Genomic DNA, 20,152 nt, shown 5'->3' on the forward strand with positions numbered 1-20,152 from the left:
GACTGCGACCATGCGTGTCTACCTGGGTTCGGACCACGCCGGTTACGAACTGAAGATGCACCTCGTGAACCACCTGACCAAGCAGGGCCACGACGTCGAGGACGTGGGTCCGCACGTCTACGACCCCGAGGACGACTACCCGGCCTTCTGCCTGCACACGGGCGCCAGAGTGGTGGCCGACGAGGGTTCCCTGGGCATCGTGATCGGCGGCTCCGGCAACGGCGAGCAGATAGCCGCCAACAAAATCGACGGCGTCCGCGCGGCCCTGGTCTGGCGAACCGAAATAGCCCAGCTGGCCCGCCAGCACAACGACGCCAACGTGATCGCCATCGGCGCCCGCGAACACACCCTCGACGAGGCCACCGCGTTCGTGGAGACGTTCCTGGCCACGTCCTTCTCGGGCAACCCACGCCACGCCCGCCGCATCGGCCAACTGGCCGACTACGAGCGCAGCAGCAAACTCCCTGACCTGCCTTAACTCACGCTTCTTTAGAGGTACGCGTGGGCGCGGGTAGCCGGTTTTCCGGCCGGCCGGGTGCATGGCCAAGCCCAGCACCCGGCTGCCGGGCTGTCCCGGCGGGTCATCCCGCTGCGATGGTGGTTCGGTCGTCAGGCCGCTACCCGCGAGTCAGCGTCGCGACCCGCGAGGCGGTCAGCGGTTGCGGGGGAGTTCCTCTCGGGGGACCCAGTTGCGGCGGACGATCACCAGGTTCTGGTCGGCGTCGGCCAGGTGGTCGTCGGTGGGACGGGCGGCGTCCCTGGCCCGCAGCGCCGCGTCGACGCTCACCTGGGATGAGCCGGAGCCGACCAGGCCGCGCAGGCCCCGTTCCGACTCGCGGTCGTCGCCGCCGGCGCCGGGTTGGGCCATCGGTGGCGGGCGGCGGGTCGAGGTCGGGCGTGGGCGCGGCGGCGGGTCGACGGGCCCGGCCGGGTCCGCAGCCGGGTCGGCCGCGGGGGCGGTCACCGCGGACGGCCCGGCGGCCTGGTCACCGGCGGGCGCCGCCGACGGCGGGCCGGGCGATGGCGGGCCAGCCGGTGGTGTGGCAGCCGGTGGTGTGGCGGCCGACGGCGGGGTGGTCAACGGCGGGGTGGTCAACGGCAGGGCGGGCGTGGGCGGCGCGGCCGGCGGCGGGGCGGCCGGAGGGGCCGGCGCCGCGTTGGACGACGAGGGGGGACGCACGCGGCGGCGTCGGCGTTCGGGCTCGGCCATGAGGCGAACCTACCGGTCAGAAGATTTCGATGGGGTTGGGGTGACGGTGCCAGCCGAAGGCGGTTGACGGGAAATTGCCGGTCAGGCGCTGGACCCGGCCGGCCGCGGCCAGTGCCGCCAACGATGTGCCGCCCAGGTAGGCCGCGCCCAGCTCGGTGATGCCGCAGGCCAGGTCGGCCGGGTCTTCGGTGCGGGTGCAGGTCACTTTGTTGGGGCCGCCGGACAGGCGCCAGCGGCCCGTGTTGGCCGGCAGCAGCGGGTCGGTGACGTCGAGCACCACGTCCAGCGGCGCCAGGTATGTGCGGGCCTCCAGCGCGGCCGGCAGGTCGACGAGGCGGACCCACAGGGCGTCGCTTGCCGCGCGGCCCAGGCGGCGGGGCTCGTCGACCAGGTACTGCAGGGGCTCGTCGACCGCGGCGAAGGAGAAGGTCGCGCTGCGGACCAGGTCGATGCTGAGCAGGAACTGCCAGAGGGTGGCGTACGCGTCGGGGCCGTCGGCGACCACCTCCGCGATCCGGACCTGGCTGTTGGGGCCGTGCGTGTTCCAGCGGTCCACCACCCGCCACAGCGCGTATCCGAGCAGGCCGTCGGCGCCCTCGAGCAGCACGGTGTGCAGGCCGGTGGCGCCGTCCCGCCGGGTGTCGTTGTCGTCGATCAGGTATTTCCACCAGTGCTCGGGACGGCTCGACCAGCCCACCCGGTCGGCGCGCAGGCGCTCGTGCAGGGCGGTCATCGCGGGCAGCGCCGCGGCCGGGGTCGTCAGCCGCAGGCGGCCCGGCGGCGGGACCGGGTTGGTGAAGCGCACCTCGCGGGTCATCACCTCGAGATGGTGGCGCAGGCCGGCCGGTCCGTACCCGAAACGCGGATAGATCTTCGTCTCGCTGGCCCAGAGCACCGCGATCGGTTCCCGGCCGTCCTCGGCGATCTGTTCGAGCTGGCGGCGCATCATCGCGGTGAGGATGCCGCGGCGCCGGTGGGTGGGTGCCACCCCGACCGCCGTCACGTGCGCGGCCGGCAGCACCGCGCCCGGTACGGTGAGCTCCCGGGTCTGCGCCGAGGCGTGGCCCACCACGAGACCGTCGTCGTCGGCCACCACCGACCGGTCGTACTCGGTGATCAGATGCTCGAGTTCGCGCATCTCGGCGGTGTCGTTGTCGTGGAAGACGTAGAGCAGCAGCTCCGCGATCGGCTCGCGGTCTTCGGGGGTGGCGGCGCGCAGGCGTACGGAGTGCTCCATGGGCATCTGTGTAACGGACTGCGGCCGCGAGGGCGAACGATTTGTTGGCTCGCTACTCTCGATGGAGGCAACCGCACCGAGCGCTAGGGGGAAAGATGCCGGAGCAACCGCAGTGGTCGGAGCGGACGCTCGACATGCCGCCGCAGGATCCGTGGGCCAGCGAGCCCACCGCTGCGGGGCCGCCCCCGCCGGCCGGGCACCCACCGGTCGACCCGACCGTGCCGCAGTCGCCGTTCAGCCAGGGCCGCGCCCGGGTCAACCCGGAGGCGCATCACCAGCAGCGGTTCGCCGAGCACGAGCCGACCGGGGTGGGCTGGCCCGGCGCCGCACCGCCCGCCCAGCACCGCGGCATGAGCTGGCGGTGGAGCGAGTTGCGCCGGGGCAGCGAGTGGACCAGCGCCGCGACGCTGTTCGCGTTCGTCTGCTGGGGCATCTGGGCGATCTCCGGCGACGGGCCGCTCGGCACCCCGGTCATCGTCTTCCTGGTCACGCTGGCCGTGGCCGCGGGCCTGTTCTGCCTCGCCCGGTTCGTGGGTTACCTGGTGCTGGAGCGCCAGTTCGGCCGGGTGCGGCGGTCGGCCCGCGGCTCACATCTGGTCACCGCCCTCTTCCTGGTGGGTGTCGGCGTCGCCGACCTCCAGCAGACCGAGTGGGTGATGACTGCCTTCCGCTGGGTGTCCGGGCAGGTCAGCTGACCGGCTTGCCGCCGGTGATGCCGAGCACCTCACCGGTGGTGTAGCTGGATTCCGGCGAGGCGAAATAGACGTAGGCGGAGGCCAGTTCGGCAGGCTGGCCGGCCCGCCCGAGCGGGGTGTCGCCGCCGAACTTCTTGACCTTCTCGTCCGGCATGGTCGCCGGGATGAGCGGGGTCCAGATCGGCCCGGGCGCCACCGCGTTGACCCGGATGCCCTGGTCGGCGAGGTCCTCGGCGAGCGCCTTGGTGAACGCCACGATGCCGCCCTTGGTGGTCGCGTAGTCGAGCAGCGCGCTGGACGACTGATACGCCTGGATCGACGCGGTGTTGATGATCGTGGCGCCGGGCGGCATGTGCGGCACCGCGGCCCGGCACAGCCAGAACATCGCGTACAGGTTGGTCTTCATCACCCGGTCGAACTGCTCGTCGGTGATGTCGCTGATCCCGCCGGGCTGCGCCATCTGGTACGCCGCGTTGTTGACCAGGATGTCCAGGCCGCCGAGGTCGGCCAGCGCCCGGTCGACGATCGCCCGGCAGTGCGCCTCGTCGGTGATGTCGCCGGGCACCGTCACCGCGCGCCGGCCCGCCTTCTCGATGAACTGGGCGGTGTCCCGGGCGTCGTCCTCCTCCTCGGGCAGGTACGAGATGAGCACGTCGGCGCCCTCCCGGGCGTACGCGATGGCCACCGCCCGGCCGATGCCGGAGTCGCCGCCCGTGATGATCGCCTTACGGCCGGCGAGCTTGTCGGATCCCCGGTAGCTCTCCTCGCCGTGATCGGGCCGGTCCGGCATGGCCGCGGTCGAGCCGGGTGGCTCCTGGTCGCCCCCGTGCAGTTCGGGCTTCGGGTATTTGCTGCGCGGATCCACGGCCGCTACCTCCTTCGACAGGGTGCCTGACAAAGGAGGTATGCCCAGCGTCCGGCCGGCTATGCGGGCTCGGAGACGTGCGCCGTGACAATCCGCCACCCGGCCGGCAGCCGCACCCAGGTCTGGGACTGCCGGCCCAGCACGTCGCTGCCCGGATAGCCGAACTGGGTCGTCACGACGGCGGTGCTGTCACCGTACGACTGAATGGTGGTGTCCTTGAGACGACGGCCCGGCGGCAACGCACCCTGCGCACGCCGCCACCGAGCCTGCTCCTCGATGCCGACCTGCTGGTCGGCGATGCCGAAGCGGACCGCCCGGTCCGCGAAGAACGACAGGATGGCGTCGACGTCGTTGGCCACCAGGGCGCGCTCGTAGGCCTCGAACGCGGCGGTGACCTCGGCAAGGACGTCCGGGCGGTCCAGCTGCATGGTGCCTCCAGTCGAAGGTCAGGACGCGGTGTGCGCGAGGTCGGGCTCCGACGATGCGTCGGCCGCCCGCGGTTCGGGCCGGCCGAGCGCGAACAGAACGCACACCGCGGTGAGGAACAGGTACCCCAGGGTGACCTGGGGGTCGGCGTTCCACTGCACCTTCTCGGCGTGGATCAGCCCGACGAAGGTCAGCACCGCGCCCGCGCCCGCGAAGATCGCCGCGTGCCGGAAGCGCTTGTCGATGATGAACGCGACGATCGCGCCCAGCACCAGACCGGCCAGGATGGCGCCGGAGCCGAGCGTCTTGAGGCCGTCGTAGACCACGCCCGCACCGGCCAGCGTCTCGGTGCCGACCTGCGCCGCGGTGGTGCCGGCCGCGGCAAGAGTGTTGTCCATCAGCCCGGTGGCCCAGGACGCGATGTTCGGGATCAACGCGGCCACCACGGCGGCCGCGTGCGCCCGCGGGGTCGCCTGGAAGGCCTGCGCGCCGATCAGCAGTCCGATGTAGAGCAGGATGGGGACGATCGCCGCGGTCGGGAAGATCGTGCCGAGCAGCCCGAACATCCCGAAGAAGCAGAGCAGCGCGATCACGATGCCGGTCGCCATCGAGTAACCGGTGCGGCCGCCGGCCGCCTTCCAGCCGGGGTGCCCGACGTAGACGGCCGGCGGGAACGGCGAGCCGAGCGCCGCGCCGACCACCGCGCCGGCCCCGTCGGCCAGCAGCACGCTGCGCAGGTTGTATTTGTCGCCCGCGGTGGCCGCACTCTCCACGTTGGTCATCGCCTCGGTGAAGTTGTAGACGCCCAGCGGGATGGCGGTGGCCAGCAGCGGTGCCATGTCCCGCAGGCCGTCGATCAGCATGTCGACCTTGAGGTGCGGGAAGGCGAACGCGATGTCCTTGGCGGCCTGGGTGACGTCGGGCACCGACATGGCGCCGCCGATCCAGCCGATCGCGGTGCCGACCAGCAGCGCGGCCAGGCCGATCGGGATGTTGCCGGGCAGCTTGACGTCGGTGAGCAGGCCGATCAGCAGCAGGCCGAACACCGGCAGGGCGATCCAGGCCTGCCGCCACATGGTGCCGGCCGGGTTCATCGAGATGAACGTGATCGAGATGCCGGCCAGCGTGCCGAGCAGCGCGGCCCGGGGTGCGTATTTGCGGATGTACGGGCCGATGAACGCGCCGATCAGCACGATCACCCCGATGATGAACGCCCACGCGATACCGGCCGTCCACGCCTGCACCGGGTTCTTGGTGGTCAGGTAGATGGGCAGCATGATCACGAAGATCACGATGAACATGTGCGGGACGCTGGGCCCGTACGGCATCGCGGTGACGTCGGTGCGGTTCTCCTTCGCCGCGAGGCGGCGGGCCAGGTGGGTGTAGTAGATGTTGCCGGCAACCAGGGCGACGCCGAGCGCGGGCAGGATGACGCCGAACACGTCGGACGCCGGCATGTTGATCACACCGATGCAGAGACCGGTGAGGGTGAGTACGTTGACCAGGACGTTGACACCGAAGCCGAAGAAGGCGTTGGTGTCACCGCGAACCCAGTAGGGCAGTTTGGCCGCAGCCGTGGTGGTGGTCATGGCTACTCCTGAAGGGCGGCGATCACGGAGGGGGAGTCGGCGACCCAGCCGAAGATGCCGCCCTGTGCGGCGATCATCGCGAGGCCGACCCGCTGGAACTCGGGGAAGTAGGAGCCGACGCAGTCGGCCAGGACGAGACACTCGTAGCCGCGGTCGTTCGCCTCACGAACCGTGGTGTGCACGCACACCTCGGTCGTGACCCCCGTGACGACCAGTGATGTTATGCCTAGTTTTTCAAGCACTTCTTGCATGTCAGTGGCATAAAACGCACCTTTGCCGGGCTTGTCGACCACGATTTCGCCGTCGATGGGTTGCAACTCGTCCACGATGTCGTGGCCGTATTCACCCCGGATCAAGATGCGGCCGAACGCCCCCGGGTCGCCAATCCGCATGCTGGGTTTGCCGCGGTTCAGCTTGGCCGGGGGGCAGTCGGATAAATCGGACTTGTGGCCTTCTCGGGTATGGATGATCGGCAGGCCGGCCGCCCGCCACGCGGCGATCAGGGCGGCGAGCGGCTCGATGGTCCGGCGCAACTGGGACACGTCGTTGCCCAGGCTCTCGCCGAAACCGCCCGGCAGCAGGAAGTCCCGCTGCATGTCGATCACCACGAGCGCGGTGCTGTCCCGGTCGAACGTGAACGGCCCGGGTGCCGCGTCGATGATCATGAGACCGTCGCCCCGATGACGTCGGCCGAGGTGGCGACGCAACCGAAGACGCCGCCCTGCATGGTGACCATGTGCAGGGCGGCGGTGTGGTTGCCCGGGTCGGTGGCGCCGGTGCAGTCGCTGAGGATCAGGCACTCGTAGCCGCGGTCGTTGGCCTCGCGCATGGTGGTGTGCACGCAGACGTCGGTGGTGATGCCGGTCAGGATGAGGTGCGTGATCCCGTGCGTCCGCAGCACCAGGTCGAGGTTGGTGGCATAGAACGCGCCCTTGCCCGGCTTGTCGATCACCACCTCGCCGGCGGCCGGTGCCACCTCGGGCACGATCTCCCAGCCCGGCTCGCCGCGCACCAGGATCCGCCCGCACGGGCCGTCGCCGCCGATCTCGGCGCCGATCCGGGCCGACCGCCAGCGCTTGTTGGCCGGCAGGTCGGACAGGTTCGGATCGTGCCCCTCGCGGGTGTGGACGACCAGCATGCCCAGGCCGCGGGCGTGGTCGAGCAGCTTGGCGGTGGCCGGCAGCCCGGACCGGGTCAGCTCGATGTCGTAACCCATCGAGTCGACGTAACCGCCCTTGCCGCAGAAGTCGGTCTGCCAGTCGATGCAGATCAGCGCGACCCGGTCGACCGGCACCACGCCGTCGTAGGGCCACGGGTAGGGGTTGGCCGTCACCGGCCCGATCGTCGCGGTCATGGGTTGGTTCCTTTCGCGCGGAAATTCCGCCAGCCGCCGCTGGCGGTGATGTCGAGGGCGCCGGCCGCCGCGTACGCCTCGCAGAGGAAGCCGGTGACCTCGGTGCCGTCGTCCAGGGCCACCCGGCCCAGCCCGAGCGGTGCCCGGATGCCGGCCAGGAAGCCGCCGACCTGCGCGGCCGGCAGCTGCCAGAGCTCGACCTCGATCGACCCGCCGGCGCCGGCCGGGTCGCGGACCAGCCCGGGCGCACCGGGCGGCAGGTGGTAGAGGCGGTAGCAGGGTGCGGTGCGGGCCGTGCCGAGCAGCGTGGCCCCGCGGTCGAGCAGCTCGCCGTTGCGCGGCTCGCCGGACAGATGCAGCCCGACCACGGCGACCGTCATCTCGTCGCCGGCCGGCCGGGAGCGGGCCAGCAGCATCAGGGTCTCGTCGCTGAATGCCGGGCCGAACAGGGTGATCGAGGCGGGCCGGCCGTCCGCGGTGAACCCGTTCGGCACGGTGACCGCGGCCAGGTCCAGCAGGTTGGCGAACTGGGTGTAGCGGCCCAGGTCGAGGTTGCGCCCGATCGGGTCCTCGGCGATCTCGTCATGCGTGTACGTGGTGCCGATCGTGGGCAGCACCAGCACGTCGATCCGCTCCCACATCCGGTCCGCGGCGGCCCGAAGCTCCTGGAGCCGGTGCTGGGCCCGGAATGCGTCGGCCGCCGTGAAGCCGAGGCCGGTCTCCAGCACCCGCCGGGTCACCGGCAGCACCGAGTCCGGGTGGTCGCGCAGGAAGTCGCCGAGATCGGCCAGCCGTTCGGCCACCCACGGCCCGCGGTAGAGCAGGTCACCGGCCTCCAGCAGCGGCCCGATGTCGACCGGCACATCTCCGGTGATCCGGGCGAACGCCTTCTCCTGTCCGGCGTCGCCGAAGAAGTCGAGCCGCTCCGGCACCCCGATCCGGGGCTCGGCGATCAGCGGCCGGCGGCCCGCGCGTGACCACGGGTCGCCGGGTTCCCGGCCGCGGGCGACCCGCATCACCCGGCCGGCCGCCGGCAGGTCGGGGGCGAAGATCGAGACGCAGTCCAGCGATCGGCAGGCCGGGACCACGCCGAGCGTGCTGAGCAGGCCGCGGGTCGGCTTGATCCCGACGATGCCGTTGAGCGCGGCCGGCACCCGGCCGGAGCCGGCCGTGTCGGTGCCGAGCGCGAACGCCACGGTGCCGTCGGCCACCGCGACCGCCGAGCCGGAGCTGGAACCGCCCGAGATGAGGCCGCCGCCGAAGACGCTCTCCGGGGCCCCGTACGGCGAGCGCGCCCCGGTCAGCCCGGTGGCGAACTGGTCCAGGTTCGTCTTGCCGACCACGATGGCGCCGGCGTCGACGAGCCGCTGCACCACCGGCGCGTTCCGGTCCGGCCGGTAGCCGAAGTCCGGGCAGCCGGCCGTGGTGGGCAGGCCGGCCACGTCGATGTTGTCCTTGACCGCGAACGGCACGCCGGCCAGCGGGAGGCCCGGTTCGATCTCGTCCGCGCGGGCGTGCAGCTCGGCCGCGGTGAAGGTGCTGACCCAGACACCCTCGCGACCCAGCCTGGCGACCACCTGCTCGACGATTTCGTGTGCATCCACATCGTCGATTGTCGACAATCCTGTTTCGGCAAAAGCCCGCTTGTGTAACGCCCGGGTTTCTAGGAGAGGTAGGCGCGCGCGCCGTGGGCGCCCAGCTCGGTGCGGATGGCGTCGGCGTCGCCGCCCTCCACGGCGGCGAACAGGCGCTCGTGCCGCAGCACGCCGTCGGCTGCCCGGGCCGTCTCGGCCTCGCGGCGCATGTTCACCGCCATGTAGAGCTGGATGCGTACCAGAATCGATTCGTAGAGGCCGGCCAGCTGGTTGTTGCCACCCAGCCGCACCACCTCGACGTGGAAGCGGCGGTGCGCGTTGGCCAGTTCGAGCCGGTCGCCGGCCTCGGTCGCCGCGCGCATCACCGCGAGCGCGGCCCGCAGCGCGGTCAGGTCGGGCCGCTCGGGCAGGCTCGCTACGGCGTGCCGTTCCAGCACGTCGCGTACCTCGTAGAGCTCGCGGACGTCGGCGTCGGAGAGAGTGGCCACCCGCGCCCCCCGCCGCGGGATGTGCTCAACCAGCCCCTGCTGCGCCAGCAGCCGCATGGCCTCGCGCAGCGGGGCCCGGCTGATCCCGAGCCGGCGGGTCAGCTGCTCCTCGACGAGCCGTTCGCCGGGGTCGCTGCGCCCGCTCAGGATGTCCCGACGCAACCGGTCGACCGCGAGCTCGACGAGGCTGTATGTCTCCAGCTCTCCGTCGCTCACCCTTGGTAGTGTGCCAGCCCGCGCGAAACCGCTATCCGACGCCTTCCGGGTGGTGATCCTCCGGCTCGGCTTTGCCCTTGCGCCGGCTCGGCCAGACGGCCACCGCGATCATGACGACGCCGATCACGATGAGTGAAGCCCAGACCCAAGTCATCCGCGGAGACTAGCGCGGGCCGGGCCATCGGCCCAGCCCGCGCGTGGTCCCGCTGCGCTGTCAGCCGGCGAAGGCGCTGCCGGTTTCCAGGTACGTCTTGAGGTCGCAGAGGATCCACGCCCAGCCGCCGCCGGCGCCCTCGTCCTCGGTGCCCGCGGTCATCCGGGCTGTCGCCGGAGCGTCGGTGAGCTGGTGCGTGACGGTCAGCTTGCACACCCCCGCCTGCATCTTGGCCTCCTCGATCTCCCAGGTCAGAGTCGTGTACGGCTCGGCCGCCGTGCCCGGGTCCATCAGCATCCGCCAGGTCTGCACGAGTCGCCGCGGCGGTTCCGACTCGAGGACCTCGCCGTCGATGATCGTGTCCGGGACCTCGAACCCGTTGGCCGCCGCGAACTCCTTCATCTCGGCGGTCGCCGTGGCGTGATACGAGCCACCTTTCTTAAGATCAAAAAAACCCGGTGCGCGGTACGCGTACTTCGAGTTGAACTCCGGGTCGGTGATCGCGGCCCAGATCTTCTCCGGCGTGGCCCGGATCCAGACCCGGTAGACCTGGGTGGTGGCGACGGCGGTGGTGTCGGTGGTCATGGCTCTTCCTCCAGCGCGTTCTTGAGTTCGACGAGCGTCGTGACGTGGTGCTCGGTGTACTTGTCGATCCAGCGGTCGTAGATCAGCCGGATCGGCACGGGGTTGAGGAAGTGCAACTTCTCCCGCCCCGAGCGGCGCGTGACGACCAGCCCGGCCTCCTCCAGCACCCTGAGGTGCTTGGCGACGCCGAAACGCGTCATGGCCAGCTCGGACTCCAGCTCGGTGAGCGTGCGCCCGTCCCGCGCGAACAGCAGATCAAGCAGGAACCGGCGACTCGGATCGGCAAGCGCCTTGAACACCTTGTCGTCGTCTTCCATGACGCCAAGTTATGAGACCAAACAGTCACATGTCAAGCCGTACGGCGGCACTTGTGGAAAGCCTGATCCGATCTAGTGGGTGTTCCGCCGCATCATGCGGCGCAGCTGAACGATGCGAGCCGCCCCGGTGGCCAGCGCGATGATCGCGCCGCCCACACCCGCAATGAGCAGCGCAAGGGCGGTCGGAATCTGCCCCTCCAGCCAGAGGAAGTTGACCTTGACGGGCGCGGTGTTCTGCCCGATGAAGATGATCAGCAGAATGACCACGACGATCCCGGCCCAGACCCCCGCCCAGGCCGCCCGCACCCGGGTGAACGGCTGCCGCCCCTCGACCGCCGTGCTCTCGCTACCCGGCGTGATCTCGTCCGGGCCGCCCGGCAGTTCGTGCGGCTCAGCCGGTGCGGGCATCGGCGGGCGGGGCGGAAGTTCCCGGTCGGCGGGCTGCGTCATGTTTCAGCATTGCCCAGAGTGACCGTGTGCTAATCCCACGTCAGATTTAAGGGCCACCTAATAGACGTGCGTCAAAGGCGGGCGTTACGTTGGCGGCCCGGATTACTGGAAAGCTTCAAGATTATGCGAAGTGCTCCTGCAATCCGCCGGTTTGCCCTGTTCGGACGGGGCTCTGGGAACTCTCCGGCGTGGGTGTTCTTCGTCGGTTCGAGACGGCACAGCGTCGGGTGGCGGCCCGGCGCTGTGCCCCCGAGCTGCGGATTCACGAGGAACGGCGGCGGCTTTCCGCTTCTCGCAGCATGTCCATGGTGCTCAGGGCGACCTGGTCGCGGATCCGGGCGACCGATGCCTCCCAGAGCCGGGTAAAACCGGCTCTCTCGTCGAGCGCTGTCCATGCTGGCGTCAGCGGATCGAGCGGGATGGACGCCAGCCGTACCGCCCGACCCACCCGGTGGGTGCTCGCCAGCACGTCAAGTTCTTTGTTGCGCGCCTGCAACCAGGCCACCTGAGCGTCGGCAATGACCCCGAGCCGGTGCGGCTCGGCCGGATCGGTCATGGCGGTACGCACGAACCTGAGCCGCTGGACGAACGCCTTGTCGTGGCCCGTTTGGCGGCCTGGTCGATCAGCCGTGGACGCCGTAGGCGAGTCCCGAGGCCGCCAGCACGTGTTGCCGTGTCCACCCGGTGAAAGACGATCCAACTGGTCTCGACCGACCTCATCAGGGGCGAGCCGGTGGCGGCCAGCGCGAGTTCGGTCGCGATCGACCGGCCGGCGCTGAGGTCGACAATGCAGACGGTGAACTCCGCCGCGAGGTCCAGGAAGAGGTCCACGCAGCGCCGGATCATCTCGTTCGACGGCGGCTCGGTGAACTCGCCGCCGCCCTCGTCGCCGGGAAGCAGCACCAGCCGTCCCGACCCCGGCGGTCGGCCACCCAGGCGCCGGGCGTCCCGCCACACGTCCAGCCGGCCGGGGGTGACGCCGTGATGGAGGTAAGAGTGCATCCCCTTCCCGGGCCGGTGCCGCGCTCAAAGCCGTTGAGGCCGAAGTTCGCTCCGGCCGTCGGCGCGCCGAAGTCGAAGTCGAAGTCGAGGAAGCAGACGTCGTCGCCGAGAAGCGCCGCCTGATGAAGCAGGTTGGCGCTGGTGACCGAGCGTCCCGTACCGCCCTTGTCGGACGCGGCGAAGACCAGCATCAGGCCATCTCCTGCCGCGCGGCGGCCAGCACATCGAGAAGGAGCAGACATTCGCCGGCCAGGGCGACCGTTGTCCCGGGCCGGGTACCGAGCAGTGCCCGGCCGCGTTCGAGATGCATCCTGACCTTGGCCAAGGAATTGCTGAAATCGCCCGGGCGGGAGCCGCTCATCAGTTCCATGTCGAAGACGTGCTCCGCCTCGGCGAGCAGCCGGCGCGCCTGGCCGACCAGTTCCTCGTCGACCAGGGGCCCCTCGGTGACCAACCGGGCCGCGCCGCGGTAGAGCCGGACGAAACCTATGGTCCAACTCGTACTGTTGACGGTTTCGTCGACGGTGGAGAAGTAGCTGCCACCCGAGAAGACCGGCTGGCCCCGCTCGTCCGCGTAGCGCTCGAAGTACTCGGTGGCGATCCGGATCAGCGTCTCGGGGATCACGTGTTCGTCGCCGAGGGACCGTAGGGCCGGGGCGATCTGCCGGCCGGTCACGTCCGGCCGGTCCAGAGCGAAGATCGGCACCGGGGTGGCGGGCCGCAGAATGCAGAGCAGTTGCTCGGCGTCGCTGATGAATGCGCACCGGCGCCCCTACGTCGTCGGGAATGCGGTGCTTCCACGATGGGCTACCGGGCAACGCTGTATCGGCCCGAATGTCCGATTGCGCGACTGGTGGCAGTGCCACGTGCCGGGACTGCGGTGTGGAGCGGGCGACGAGAATCGAACTCGCGTAATCAGTTTGGAAGACTGAGGCTCTACCATTGAGCTACGCCCGCGTTGCCCCGGTTGCCCGGGGGCGCTCGCACATCGTACTGAATCATCTCCCGCCCGCGCGAACCGGCCACGCCAGCCGATCGGGTCCACCAGGTGACTCCAGCGCACGCGCAGGAAAGCGGACCGCATACACTGACCACCGCCACGGGGTGTGGCGCAGTTTGGTAGCGCACTCGCTTTGGGAGCGAGGGGCCGTGGGTTCAAATCCCGCCACCCCGACTGACACCATCTATCCGCAGTAACAAGGAGTACGCCTGTGAAGAGCACCGTCGAGACTCTGAGCCCGACCAGGGTGAAGCTCGCCATCGAGGTGCCGTTCGAGGAGCTCAAGCCGAGCCTGCAAAAGGCGTACCGGGAGATCGGCGCGCAGGTTCAGGTGCCGGGCTTCCGCCGCGGCAAGGTTCCAGCCGCGGTGATCGACCAGCGGGTCGGTCGCGGCGCGGTGCTCAACGAGGCCGTGCAGGAGGCGATCCCGCAGCAGATCCTGGCCGCGGTCCGTGAGCACGACGTCAAGACCCTGGGCCGGCCCGAGGTGGAGATCACCGAGTTCGGCGACAACGAGCCGCTCAAGTTCACCGCCGAGGTCGACGTCCGCCCCGAGATCATGGTGCCGGACCTGTCCACCATCTCGGTGACCGTGCCGGTCCTCGAGATCGGCGACAGCGAGATCGACGAGCAGATCAACGGCCTGCGCGAGCGGTTCGCCACCCTCAAGACGGTGGAGCGGCCGGCCGCCGAGGGCGATTACGTGCAGCTCGACCTCAAAGCCACCGTCGACGGCGAGGAGGTGGCGGGCGGCTCGGCCACCAACATCTCCCACGAGGTGGGCAGCAAGCAGCTGCTCCCCGGCCTCGACGAGGTGCTGGTCGGCCTGGTGGCCGGCGCCGACGCCACCTTCACCACCCAGCTGGTCGGCGGCGACTACGCCGGCCGGGACGCCGAGGTGGCGGTGACCGTGCGCAGCGTCAAGGACAAGCAGCTGCCCGAGATCGACGACGAGTTCGCCCAGCTGGCCAGCGAGTTCGACACCCTCGAGGAGCTGCGTAACGACCTGCGCGAGCGGCTCACCCGGGTCAAGAAGGTCGAGCAGATCTACGCGGCCCGTGACGAGGCGCTCAAGCAGCTGGTCGAGGTGGCCGCCATCCCGGCGCCCGAGGGCGTCGTCAAGGACGAGGTCGAGGGCCGCAAGCAGGCCATGACCGACCAGCTCGAGCGGATCGGCGCGACCCTCCAGGACTACCTGACCTCCGAGGAAAAGACCGAGGAGCAGATCGACGCCGAGCTGACCGAGGCGGCCCAGGAGGGTGTCCGGATCCAGCTGCTGCTCGACACGATCGCCGACGCCGAGGAGATCCAGGTCTCCGACGACGAGTTCGGCCACGAGATCGTGCACCGGGCCCAGCGCGCCCAGATGCAGCCTCAGCAGTACTACGACCAGCTCGTCCAGAGCGGTGCGGCGGCCGCCGTCTTCGGCGACGTGCGCCGCGGCAAGGCGCTCGCCTCGGTGATGGAGCGGGTCACCATGCAGGACTCGGACGGCAACACGCTCAGCCTCGACGACCTCCGGGCCGTCGGCGAGGACGAGCACGCGGGCCACAACCACTGAGTTGTCTTGGGGTGTTCGCTGGCAGCGCGCCGACGAGTTCGGTGCGCTGTCAGCGAACACCTGCCCGAGCGGGAAGCTGATGCTCTTTCGACCGGTTAGGTTGGTCGTACGACGGACAACCTGCCGGCCGGAAGCTTCGGCCGACACAGTGAGCTGTGAAGGGCTGCCATGACCGATCTCCACCTCCCCGCCGGCCCGGTGCTGCGCGGTGAAACACTCAGTGGCAACCTCGACGACTCGGTCTTCAACCGCCTGCTGCGTGAGCGCATCATCTTCCTGGGCAGCGAGGTTTCCGACTCGGTGGCCAACCGCATCTGCGCGCAGCTGCTGCTGCTCTCCGCCGAGGACCCCCAGCGCGACATCCACCTCTGGATCAACTCACCGGGTGGCTCGGTCTACTCGGGCATGGCGATCTACGACACGATGCAGTTCATCGACAACGACGTGCAGACCGTCGCGATGGGCATGGCGGCGTCGATGGGGCAGTTCCTGCTCTGCGCCGGCGCGCCCGGCAAGCGGTTCGCGCTGCCGCACGCGCGGATCATGATGCACCAGCCGTCCGGTGGCATGGGCGGTACGGCCGCCGACATCGCCATCCAGGCCGAGCAGATGCTGTACACCAAGCGCATGTTCCAGGAGCGGATCGCTTACCACACGGGGCAGACCCAGGAGCAGATCGCGAACGACTTCGACCGGGACCGCTGGTTCACGGCCCAGGAGGCCAAGGACTACGGCTTCATCGACAAGGTGATCACGGGGGCCGCCGAGGTTCCCGAGGGTGCCGGAACGCTGAACTGAGGAGCAGAAAATGACTGATCTGACGATGTCTCCCGGGTTCGCTCCGGTGCACAACCGCTACGTTTTGCCCTCCTTCATCGAGCGCTCGTCGAACGGGATGATGAAGGAGACCAACCCGTACAACAAGATGTTCGAGGACCGCATCATCTTCCTCGGCGTCCAGGTCGACGACGCGTCGGCCAACGACGTGATGGCCCAGCTGCTGACGCTTGAGAGCAGCGACCCGGACCGCGACATCACCATGTACATCAACTCGCCCGGTGGCTCCTTCACCGCGATGACGGCGATCTACGACACCATGCAGTACGTGCGGCCGGACATCTCCACGGTCTGCCTGGGCCAGGCCGCCAGCGCCGCCGCGGTGCTGCTGGCCGGTGGCACGCCCGGCAAGCGCCTGGCGCTGCCGCACTCCCGCGTCCTGATCCACCAGCCGGCCACCGAGGGCGGCTACGGTCAGGGCTCGGACATCGAGATCCAGGCGCGCGAGATCCTGCGGATGCGCAGCCAGATGGAGGAGATGATCGCGCGGCACACCGGCCGCACGGTCGAGCTGGTCCGCAAGGACATCGACCGCGACAAGATCATGACGGCCGACGAGGCCAAGGAGTACGGCATCGTCGACACCGTTCTGGTCAGCCGTAAGAAGACCCTCCAGACCGTGGGCTCCGGCAGCTGAGAACGCGGTGTCAGGGGCCGGCCGGTGCGCGCTAGACTGGCCGACCCCTGACACGCCCGTTTTGGGGGGTCGGAGAACTGCCCTTTTGCGGGTAACGTCGAGCATGCAGCCTCAGTTACGCGGTTCGGCAGACGATGAGATGGCAACGAGGCGACATGCCTCGGACCAGGGGTTGGCGCGAGCCGGCCGACTAGCTCAAGGAGAACGTAGGTGGCACGGATCGGCGACGGCGGCGACCTACTGAAGTGCTCCTTCTGTGGGAAGTCTCAGAAGCAGGTCAAAAAGCTCATCGCGGGTCCCGGCGTTTATATCTGCGACGAGTGCATTGACCTCTGCAACGAGATCATCGAAGAGGAACTGGCCGAGACCGGCGAGGTGAAGTGGGAAGAGCTTCCCAAGCCGATGGAGATCTGCGCGTTCCTCGACAACTACGTGGTGGGGCAGGAACAGGCCAAGAAGGCTCTTTCCGTCGCGGTCTACAACCACTACAAGCGGATCCAGGCCGAGTCGAGCGGCGCCCCCGGTGGCGGCAGCGACGTCGAGGTGGCCAAGTCCAACATCATGCTCATCGGCCCCACCGGCTGCGGTAAGACCCACCTGGCGCAGACGCTGGCCCGCATGCTCAACGTCCCGTTCGCGATCGCCGACGCCACGGCGCTGACCGAGGCCGGCTACGTCGGCGAGGACGTCGAAAACATCCTGCTCAAGCTGATCCAGGCCGCCGACTACGACGTCAAGCGGGCCGAGCAGGGCATCATCTACATCGACGAGGTCGACAAGATCGCCCGCAAGAGCGAGAACCCGTCGATCACCCGCGACGTCTCCGGCGAGGGTGTCCAGCAGGCCCTGCTCAAGATCCTTGAGGGCACGGTGGCCAACGTCCCGCCCCAGGGCGGCCGCAAGCACCCGCACCAGGAGTTCATCCAGATCGACACCACCAACGTGCTGTTCATCGTCGGTGGCGCGTTCGCCGGCCTGGACCGCATCATCGAGTCCCGGGTGGGGCACGGCGGTGTCGGCTTCGGCGCGCACCTGCGGTCGATCTCGGAGCGCAACACCGACGACATCTTCAGCAAGGTCATGCCCGAGGACATGCTGAAATTCGGCCTGATCCCCGAGTTCATCGGCCGGCTTCCAGTGATCACCACGGTCCGCAACCTCGACCGCGAGGCTCTCATCAAGATCCTCACCGAGCCGCGGAACGCGTACGTGAAGCAGTACCAGCGCCTCTTCGAGCTCGACGGCGTCGAGTTGGAGTTCGACTACGGCGCCCTGGAGGCCATCGCCGACCAGGCCATGCTCCGCGGCACCGGCGCCCGCGGCCTGCGCGCCATCATGGAAGAGGTTCTGCTCTCCGTGATGTACGAGGTCCCGAGCAACCCCGACGCCGCCCGCGTGGTCATCAACCGCGAGGTTGTCCTCGAGAACGTCAACCCGACCATCGTCCCGCGCGAGTTCGTCGGCCGTCGTCGTCGTCCCGATCGCGAGGAGAAGTCGGCCTGACGCCACCGCCCGGACCACTCGAACACCGCCGCCCACGCGGCGGTGTTCGCACATCCAGCGCCGACTGACATTCCCACCATGACCGTACGCATCACCCACCTGACCGACCCCGCCGCGAGCGCCACGAGCCGCCGCCTGGCCTGGGTCGCGACCGCCGGCGACGGCCGTCCGCTGGGCGTGGCGTTTCTGCGCGTGCCGACGGCCGGTGGCAGCGCCGAACTCGACGTGCAGGTTCACCCCTCGGAACGCCGCGCCGGCGTCGGCACCCGTCTCCTGGAGGCCGCGGGTGAGGCCGCCCGGAGCATTCGCACCGTCCCGGTCCCCGAGGACTCCCCGGCGGCCCACTTCTGCCGGGCGCGCGGCATGCGTCAGGTGCTGGCGCTGACCTTCACGAGGCTGTCGCTGTCGGAGGCGCCCACCGAGCCGGGCGACCCGCCCGCCGGCTATCGGATGGTCCACTGGGACGGCAGGGTGCCCGCCGATCTGGCCGAGACGTACGCGCGTTCCCGCCGGGCCATGGACGACATGCCCATGGACGACGCCGACTACGTGCCGCCGGTCTGGGACGTGGACCGCCTGCACGCCGCGGCCGCCGCGGTCGAGAGCCGGGGCGAGCTCCTATGCACCACCGCGGCGCTGGCCGCCGACGGCGAGATAGCCGGCTTCACCGAGGTGGTGATCCCCGCCGGGCACCGAGGCGACGCCGAGAACTACGGCACCGGCGTCCTCCCCGAACATCGGGGCCGCGGCCTCGCCCTGCACCTGAAGCGTGCGTCGATAGCCCACGTCCGCTCCAGGTTCCCTGCCCTGGCCGGCCTGCTGGCCGACACCGCCGACAGCAACGCTTCGATGCGCCACATCAACGAGACCCTCGGCTACCGCCCCACCCACCGCAGCCTGCTGTACCAGCTGGACCTCCCGCCCGCGTCGTAGGCTCGGGGCATGCGTGTTGCCGTCTGTCAGCTGAACTCCCGTGACCAGCGTGATCACAACCTGGCTGTGGCCCGCGGACTGCTGGAGCGGGCGGCGGCCGCGGGGGCCGAGTTCGCCGTCCTGCCGGAGTACGTCGACTACCTCGGCCCGGGGGAGGGTGCCCCCAAGCCCGAAGGGACCGACGGGGAGTTCGCCGGGTTCTTCGCGGCCGCGGCACGGGAGCTGGGGATCTGGGTGCACGCCGGCTCCTTCCACGAGGTGGGTCCGGACGAGCGGCGGACGTACAACACCTCGTTGGTCTTCGCGCCGGACGGAACGCTGGCGGCCTCCTACCGCAAGATCCACCTGTACGACGTGGAGATCGCGGGGCGGGTCTCCTACCAGGAGTCGCGCTCGGTGGCGCCCGGCGCGGAGACCGTGGTGACCGAGGTCGCGGGCGTGCGTACCGGCCTCTCGGTTTGTTATGACCTTCGGTTCCCGGAGCTGTACCGGCGACTGGCCGTGGAGGGGGACGCGCGGATCCTGGTGGTGCCGGCCGCGTTCATGCTGCACACCGGGCGCGACCACTGGGAGGTGCTGCTGCGCGCCCGGGCGATCGAGAACCAGTGCTATGTGGTGGCGGCCGGCCAGATCGGTGATCACGAGCCGGGGCGCACGTGCTTCGGGCGCAGCATGATTGTTGATCCGTGGGGCACGGTGCTGGCCCAGGCACCCGACGCGGTGGGGGTTGCGACGGCCGATGTGGACCTCGCGCGGCTGGAGACGGTCCGGAGTGAGCTGCCCAGCCTGGCCAACCGAAGGCTTTAAACCCTTTGGTGGTACGAGTCACAGCAGCTGGATCAGGTAGCCCAGCACGGCCAACCCGACCACGGCGCCGGCCGCCAAGAGCATGGCGCCCCCCATCCGGGATGGGCCGCGACGGATCAGGCGCAGGGTCGACACCACGAGCGCGACCAGCACAAGTGCGCCGATCACCAGTTGCCCCATGGGGAGCACGAGATCGAACAGCGCGGCGGCCGCCAGAGATCCGGAGGAACCCATGGGAGCCACTCTGTCATGGCCGGGGGTCCAGTAGCGGTGGCTCGCCGGTCACGCGGGCATGACTGTCGATTTGCATGGCGGGCGGGTGATCCCGTAACTTTCTCTCTGCCCGCGGGGAACCCGGACGGAACGGCACGAAAGTGACGTGACGGAGGGGGGAGCGGCGGGTCGCCGAGGCACGCGCTAAGCTTGCCGAAGCGCCGGGCGATGCCGGAGTCAAAGACCCGCCAAGCAGTTGGCGGCGGGGGTTTGCGCCAGCGAGGTCGACCGGGTAGAGTTACACAGCCGGCAGGAGCCGGGCGGACTGATCGCCTCAGCGATCGTCGGCCGGTCTGCAAGGCCACTCCAAGACTTACCTGACATCAGTACAGGTTTCTGTCTGGGGAAACACTTGGGCGATGCCAGCAAGATTTCGGATCTTGCCGCGGCGCAGTCGACCAGGTAAGTTTGAGCGGTT

25 protein-coding genes and 2 tRNA genes are annotated in these 20,152 nt (G+C 69.6%); 9 read left to right on the forward strand and 18 right to left on the reverse strand.

Translation table 11 applies throughout. The annotated features are described in order from the left end of the window. The first annotated feature begins 10 nt into the window (after positions 1-10). Entirely contained in the window at positions 11-478 is a 468-nt protein-coding gene (locus Ari01nite_RS39090; RefSeq protein ID WP_203788136.1) for a ribose-5-phosphate isomerase, read from the forward strand. 174 nt (positions 479-652) lie between these two features. Here Ari01nite_RS39090 and Ari01nite_RS39095 read toward each other — a convergent pair whose 3' ends face one another. Further along, positions 653-964 carry a hypothetical protein gene (locus tag Ari01nite_RS39095; protein WP_239163400.1) on the reverse strand — a complete coding sequence of 104 codons (312 nt, stop codon included), beginning with the start codon at positions 962-964 and terminating at the stop codon, positions 653-655. Positions 965-1,226: 262 nt separating this feature from the next. After that, complete coding sequence (locus tag Ari01nite_RS39100; protein ID WP_203788138.1) at positions 1,227-2,447, reverse strand: GNAT family N-acetyltransferase; 1,221 nt, start codon at positions 2,445-2,447, stop codon at positions 1,227-1,229. Between the two features lie 95 nt (positions 2,448-2,542). Here Ari01nite_RS39100 and Ari01nite_RS39105 point away from each other — a divergent pair, with 95 nt between their 5' ends. Further along, on the forward strand, positions 2,543-3,142 hold the full coding sequence (locus Ari01nite_RS39105) for a DNA-directed RNA polymerase II (protein ID WP_203788140.1): 600 nt from the start codon (positions 2,543-2,545) through the stop codon (positions 3,140-3,142). On the opposite strand, the gene Ari01nite_RS39110 is transcribed toward Ari01nite_RS39105, so the two are convergent. From Ari01nite_RS39110 to Ari01nite_RS39175, 15 genes are all read right to left on the reverse strand, one after another. Continuing rightward, positions 3,135-4,007, reverse strand: a complete 873-nt coding sequence (locus Ari01nite_RS39110; RefSeq protein WP_438872273.1) for an SDR family oxidoreductase — start codon at positions 4,005-4,007, stop codon at positions 3,135-3,137. The genes Ari01nite_RS39105 and Ari01nite_RS39110 overlap by 8 nt on opposite strands. A gap of 59 nt (positions 4,008-4,066) precedes the next feature. Next, positions 4,067-4,435 (reverse strand): AtzH-like domain-containing protein, encoded by a 369-nt coding sequence (locus Ari01nite_RS39115; RefSeq protein WP_203788142.1) that lies wholly within the window; start codon positions 4,433-4,435, stop codon positions 4,067-4,069. 18 nt (positions 4,436-4,453) lie between these two features. After that, the gene (locus Ari01nite_RS39120) at positions 4,454-6,022 is read right to left on the reverse strand and encodes a SulP family inorganic anion transporter (RefSeq protein WP_203788144.1); all 1,569 of its coding nucleotides are present in this window, start codon (positions 6,020-6,022) and stop codon (positions 4,454-4,456) included. A 2-nt stretch (positions 6,023-6,024) separates the two neighbouring features. Further along, positions 6,025-6,687 (reverse strand): cysteine hydrolase family protein, encoded by a 663-nt coding sequence (locus Ari01nite_RS39125; RefSeq protein WP_203788146.1) that lies wholly within the window; start codon positions 6,685-6,687, stop codon positions 6,025-6,027. Beyond that, on the reverse strand, positions 6,684-7,376 hold the full coding sequence (gene biuH / locus Ari01nite_RS39130) for a biuret amidohydrolase (RefSeq protein ID WP_203788148.1): 693 nt from the start codon (positions 7,374-7,376) through the stop codon (positions 6,684-6,686). The genes Ari01nite_RS39125 and biuH overlap by 4 nt, the downstream gene beginning before the upstream one ends. Next, positions 7,373-8,980: an allophanate hydrolase gene (locus Ari01nite_RS39135; RefSeq protein ID WP_203788150.1), complete on the reverse strand. Its 1,608-nt coding sequence runs from the start codon at positions 8,978-8,980 to the stop codon at positions 7,373-7,375. Before Ari01nite_RS39135 ends, biuH begins: the two co-directional genes overlap by 4 nt. 59 nt (positions 8,981-9,039) lie before the next feature. Continuing rightward, the gene (locus Ari01nite_RS39140; RefSeq protein WP_203788152.1) at positions 9,040-9,675 is read right to left on the reverse strand and encodes a GntR family transcriptional regulator; all 636 of its coding nucleotides are present in this window, start codon (positions 9,673-9,675) and stop codon (positions 9,040-9,042) included. Positions 9,676-9,706: 31 nt separating this feature from the next. Beyond that, a complete protein-coding gene (locus tag Ari01nite_RS51110; RefSeq protein WP_275410915.1) occupies positions 9,707-9,829 on the reverse strand; it encodes a hypothetical protein in 123 nt (40 codons plus the stop codon). Between the two features lie 60 nt (positions 9,830-9,889). After that, the gene (locus Ari01nite_RS39145; RefSeq protein ID WP_203788154.1) at positions 9,890-10,414 is read right to left on the reverse strand and encodes an SRPBCC domain-containing protein; all 525 of its coding nucleotides are present in this window, start codon (positions 10,412-10,414) and stop codon (positions 9,890-9,892) included. Continuing rightward, positions 10,411-10,731, reverse strand: a complete 321-nt coding sequence (locus Ari01nite_RS39150; RefSeq protein WP_203788156.1) for an ArsR/SmtB family transcription factor — start codon at positions 10,729-10,731, stop codon at positions 10,411-10,413. The genes Ari01nite_RS39145 and Ari01nite_RS39150 overlap by 4 nt, the downstream gene beginning before the upstream one ends. Before the next feature lie 72 nt (positions 10,732-10,803). After that, positions 10,804-11,181, reverse strand: coding sequence for a LapA family protein (locus tag Ari01nite_RS39155; protein WP_203788158.1), 378 nt, complete (start codon positions 11,179-11,181; stop codon positions 10,804-10,806). Positions 11,182-11,443: 262 nt separating this feature from the next. After that, on the reverse strand, positions 11,444-11,737 hold the full coding sequence (locus Ari01nite_RS39160; protein WP_203788160.1) for a hypothetical protein: 294 nt from the start codon (positions 11,735-11,737) through the stop codon (positions 11,444-11,446). After that, a complete protein-coding gene (locus tag Ari01nite_RS39165) occupies positions 11,734-12,183 on the reverse strand; it encodes a hypothetical protein (RefSeq protein WP_203788162.1) in 450 nt (149 codons plus the stop codon). Before Ari01nite_RS39165 ends, Ari01nite_RS39160 begins: the two co-directional genes overlap by 4 nt. Positions 12,184-12,373: 190 nt before the next feature. Then, positions 12,374-12,937 carry a hypothetical protein gene (locus tag Ari01nite_RS39170; RefSeq protein WP_498371178.1) on the reverse strand — a complete coding sequence of 188 codons (564 nt, stop codon included), beginning with the start codon at positions 12,935-12,937 and terminating at the stop codon, positions 12,374-12,376. A gap of 129 nt (positions 12,938-13,066) precedes the next feature. Then, positions 13,067-13,140 (reverse strand) — tRNA-Gly (locus Ari01nite_RS39175). Positions 13,141-13,283: 143 nt separating this feature from the next. Here Ari01nite_RS39175 and Ari01nite_RS39180 point away from each other — a divergent pair. The 7 genes from Ari01nite_RS39180 to Ari01nite_RS39210 all read left to right on the forward strand — a co-directional run bounded on the left by Ari01nite_RS39180 (position 13,284) and on the right by Ari01nite_RS39210 (position 19,461). Beyond that, positions 13,284-13,357: transfer RNA gene (locus Ari01nite_RS39180), tRNA-Pro, on the forward strand. Between the two features lie 37 nt (positions 13,358-13,394). Continuing rightward, a complete protein-coding gene (tig, locus tag Ari01nite_RS39185; protein ID WP_203788166.1) occupies positions 13,395-14,744 on the forward strand; it encodes a trigger factor in 1,350 nt (449 codons plus the stop codon). A 168-nt stretch (positions 14,745-14,912) separates the two neighbouring features. After that, positions 14,913-15,542, forward strand: a complete 630-nt coding sequence (locus tag Ari01nite_RS39190) for a ClpP family protease (protein WP_203788168.1) — start codon at positions 14,913-14,915, stop codon at positions 15,540-15,542. A 10-nt stretch (positions 15,543-15,552) separates the two neighbouring features. Further along, a complete protein-coding gene (locus Ari01nite_RS39195) occupies positions 15,553-16,218 on the forward strand; it encodes an ATP-dependent Clp protease proteolytic subunit (RefSeq protein ID WP_203788170.1) in 666 nt (221 codons plus the stop codon). A 210-nt stretch (positions 16,219-16,428) separates the two neighbouring features. Further along, complete coding sequence (gene clpX, locus Ari01nite_RS39200) at positions 16,429-17,721, forward strand: ATP-dependent Clp protease ATP-binding subunit ClpX (protein WP_203788172.1); 1,293 nt, start codon at positions 16,429-16,431, stop codon at positions 17,719-17,721. A 78-nt stretch (positions 17,722-17,799) separates the two neighbouring features. Beyond that, positions 17,800-18,654 carry a GNAT family N-acetyltransferase gene (locus tag Ari01nite_RS39205; RefSeq protein ID WP_203788174.1) on the forward strand — a complete coding sequence of 285 codons (855 nt, stop codon included), beginning with the start codon at positions 17,800-17,802 and terminating at the stop codon, positions 18,652-18,654. A gap of 9 nt (positions 18,655-18,663) precedes the next feature. After that, positions 18,664-19,461, forward strand: a complete 798-nt coding sequence (locus Ari01nite_RS39210) for a carbon-nitrogen hydrolase family protein (protein WP_203788176.1) — start codon at positions 18,664-18,666, stop codon at positions 19,459-19,461. A gap of 18 nt (positions 19,462-19,479) precedes the next feature. Here the strand turns inward: Ari01nite_RS39210 and Ari01nite_RS39215 are convergent, their stop codons facing one another. Continuing rightward, positions 19,480-19,695, reverse strand: coding sequence for a hypothetical protein (locus Ari01nite_RS39215; protein WP_438872274.1), 216 nt, complete (start codon positions 19,693-19,695; stop codon positions 19,480-19,482). Positions 19,696-20,152 lie beyond the last annotated feature (457 nt).

The organism is Paractinoplanes rishiriensis (genome assembly GCF_016862375.1).
Classification (GTDB): Bacteria; Actinomycetota; Actinomycetes; order Mycobacteriales; family Micromonosporaceae; genus Actinoplanes; species Actinoplanes rishiriensis.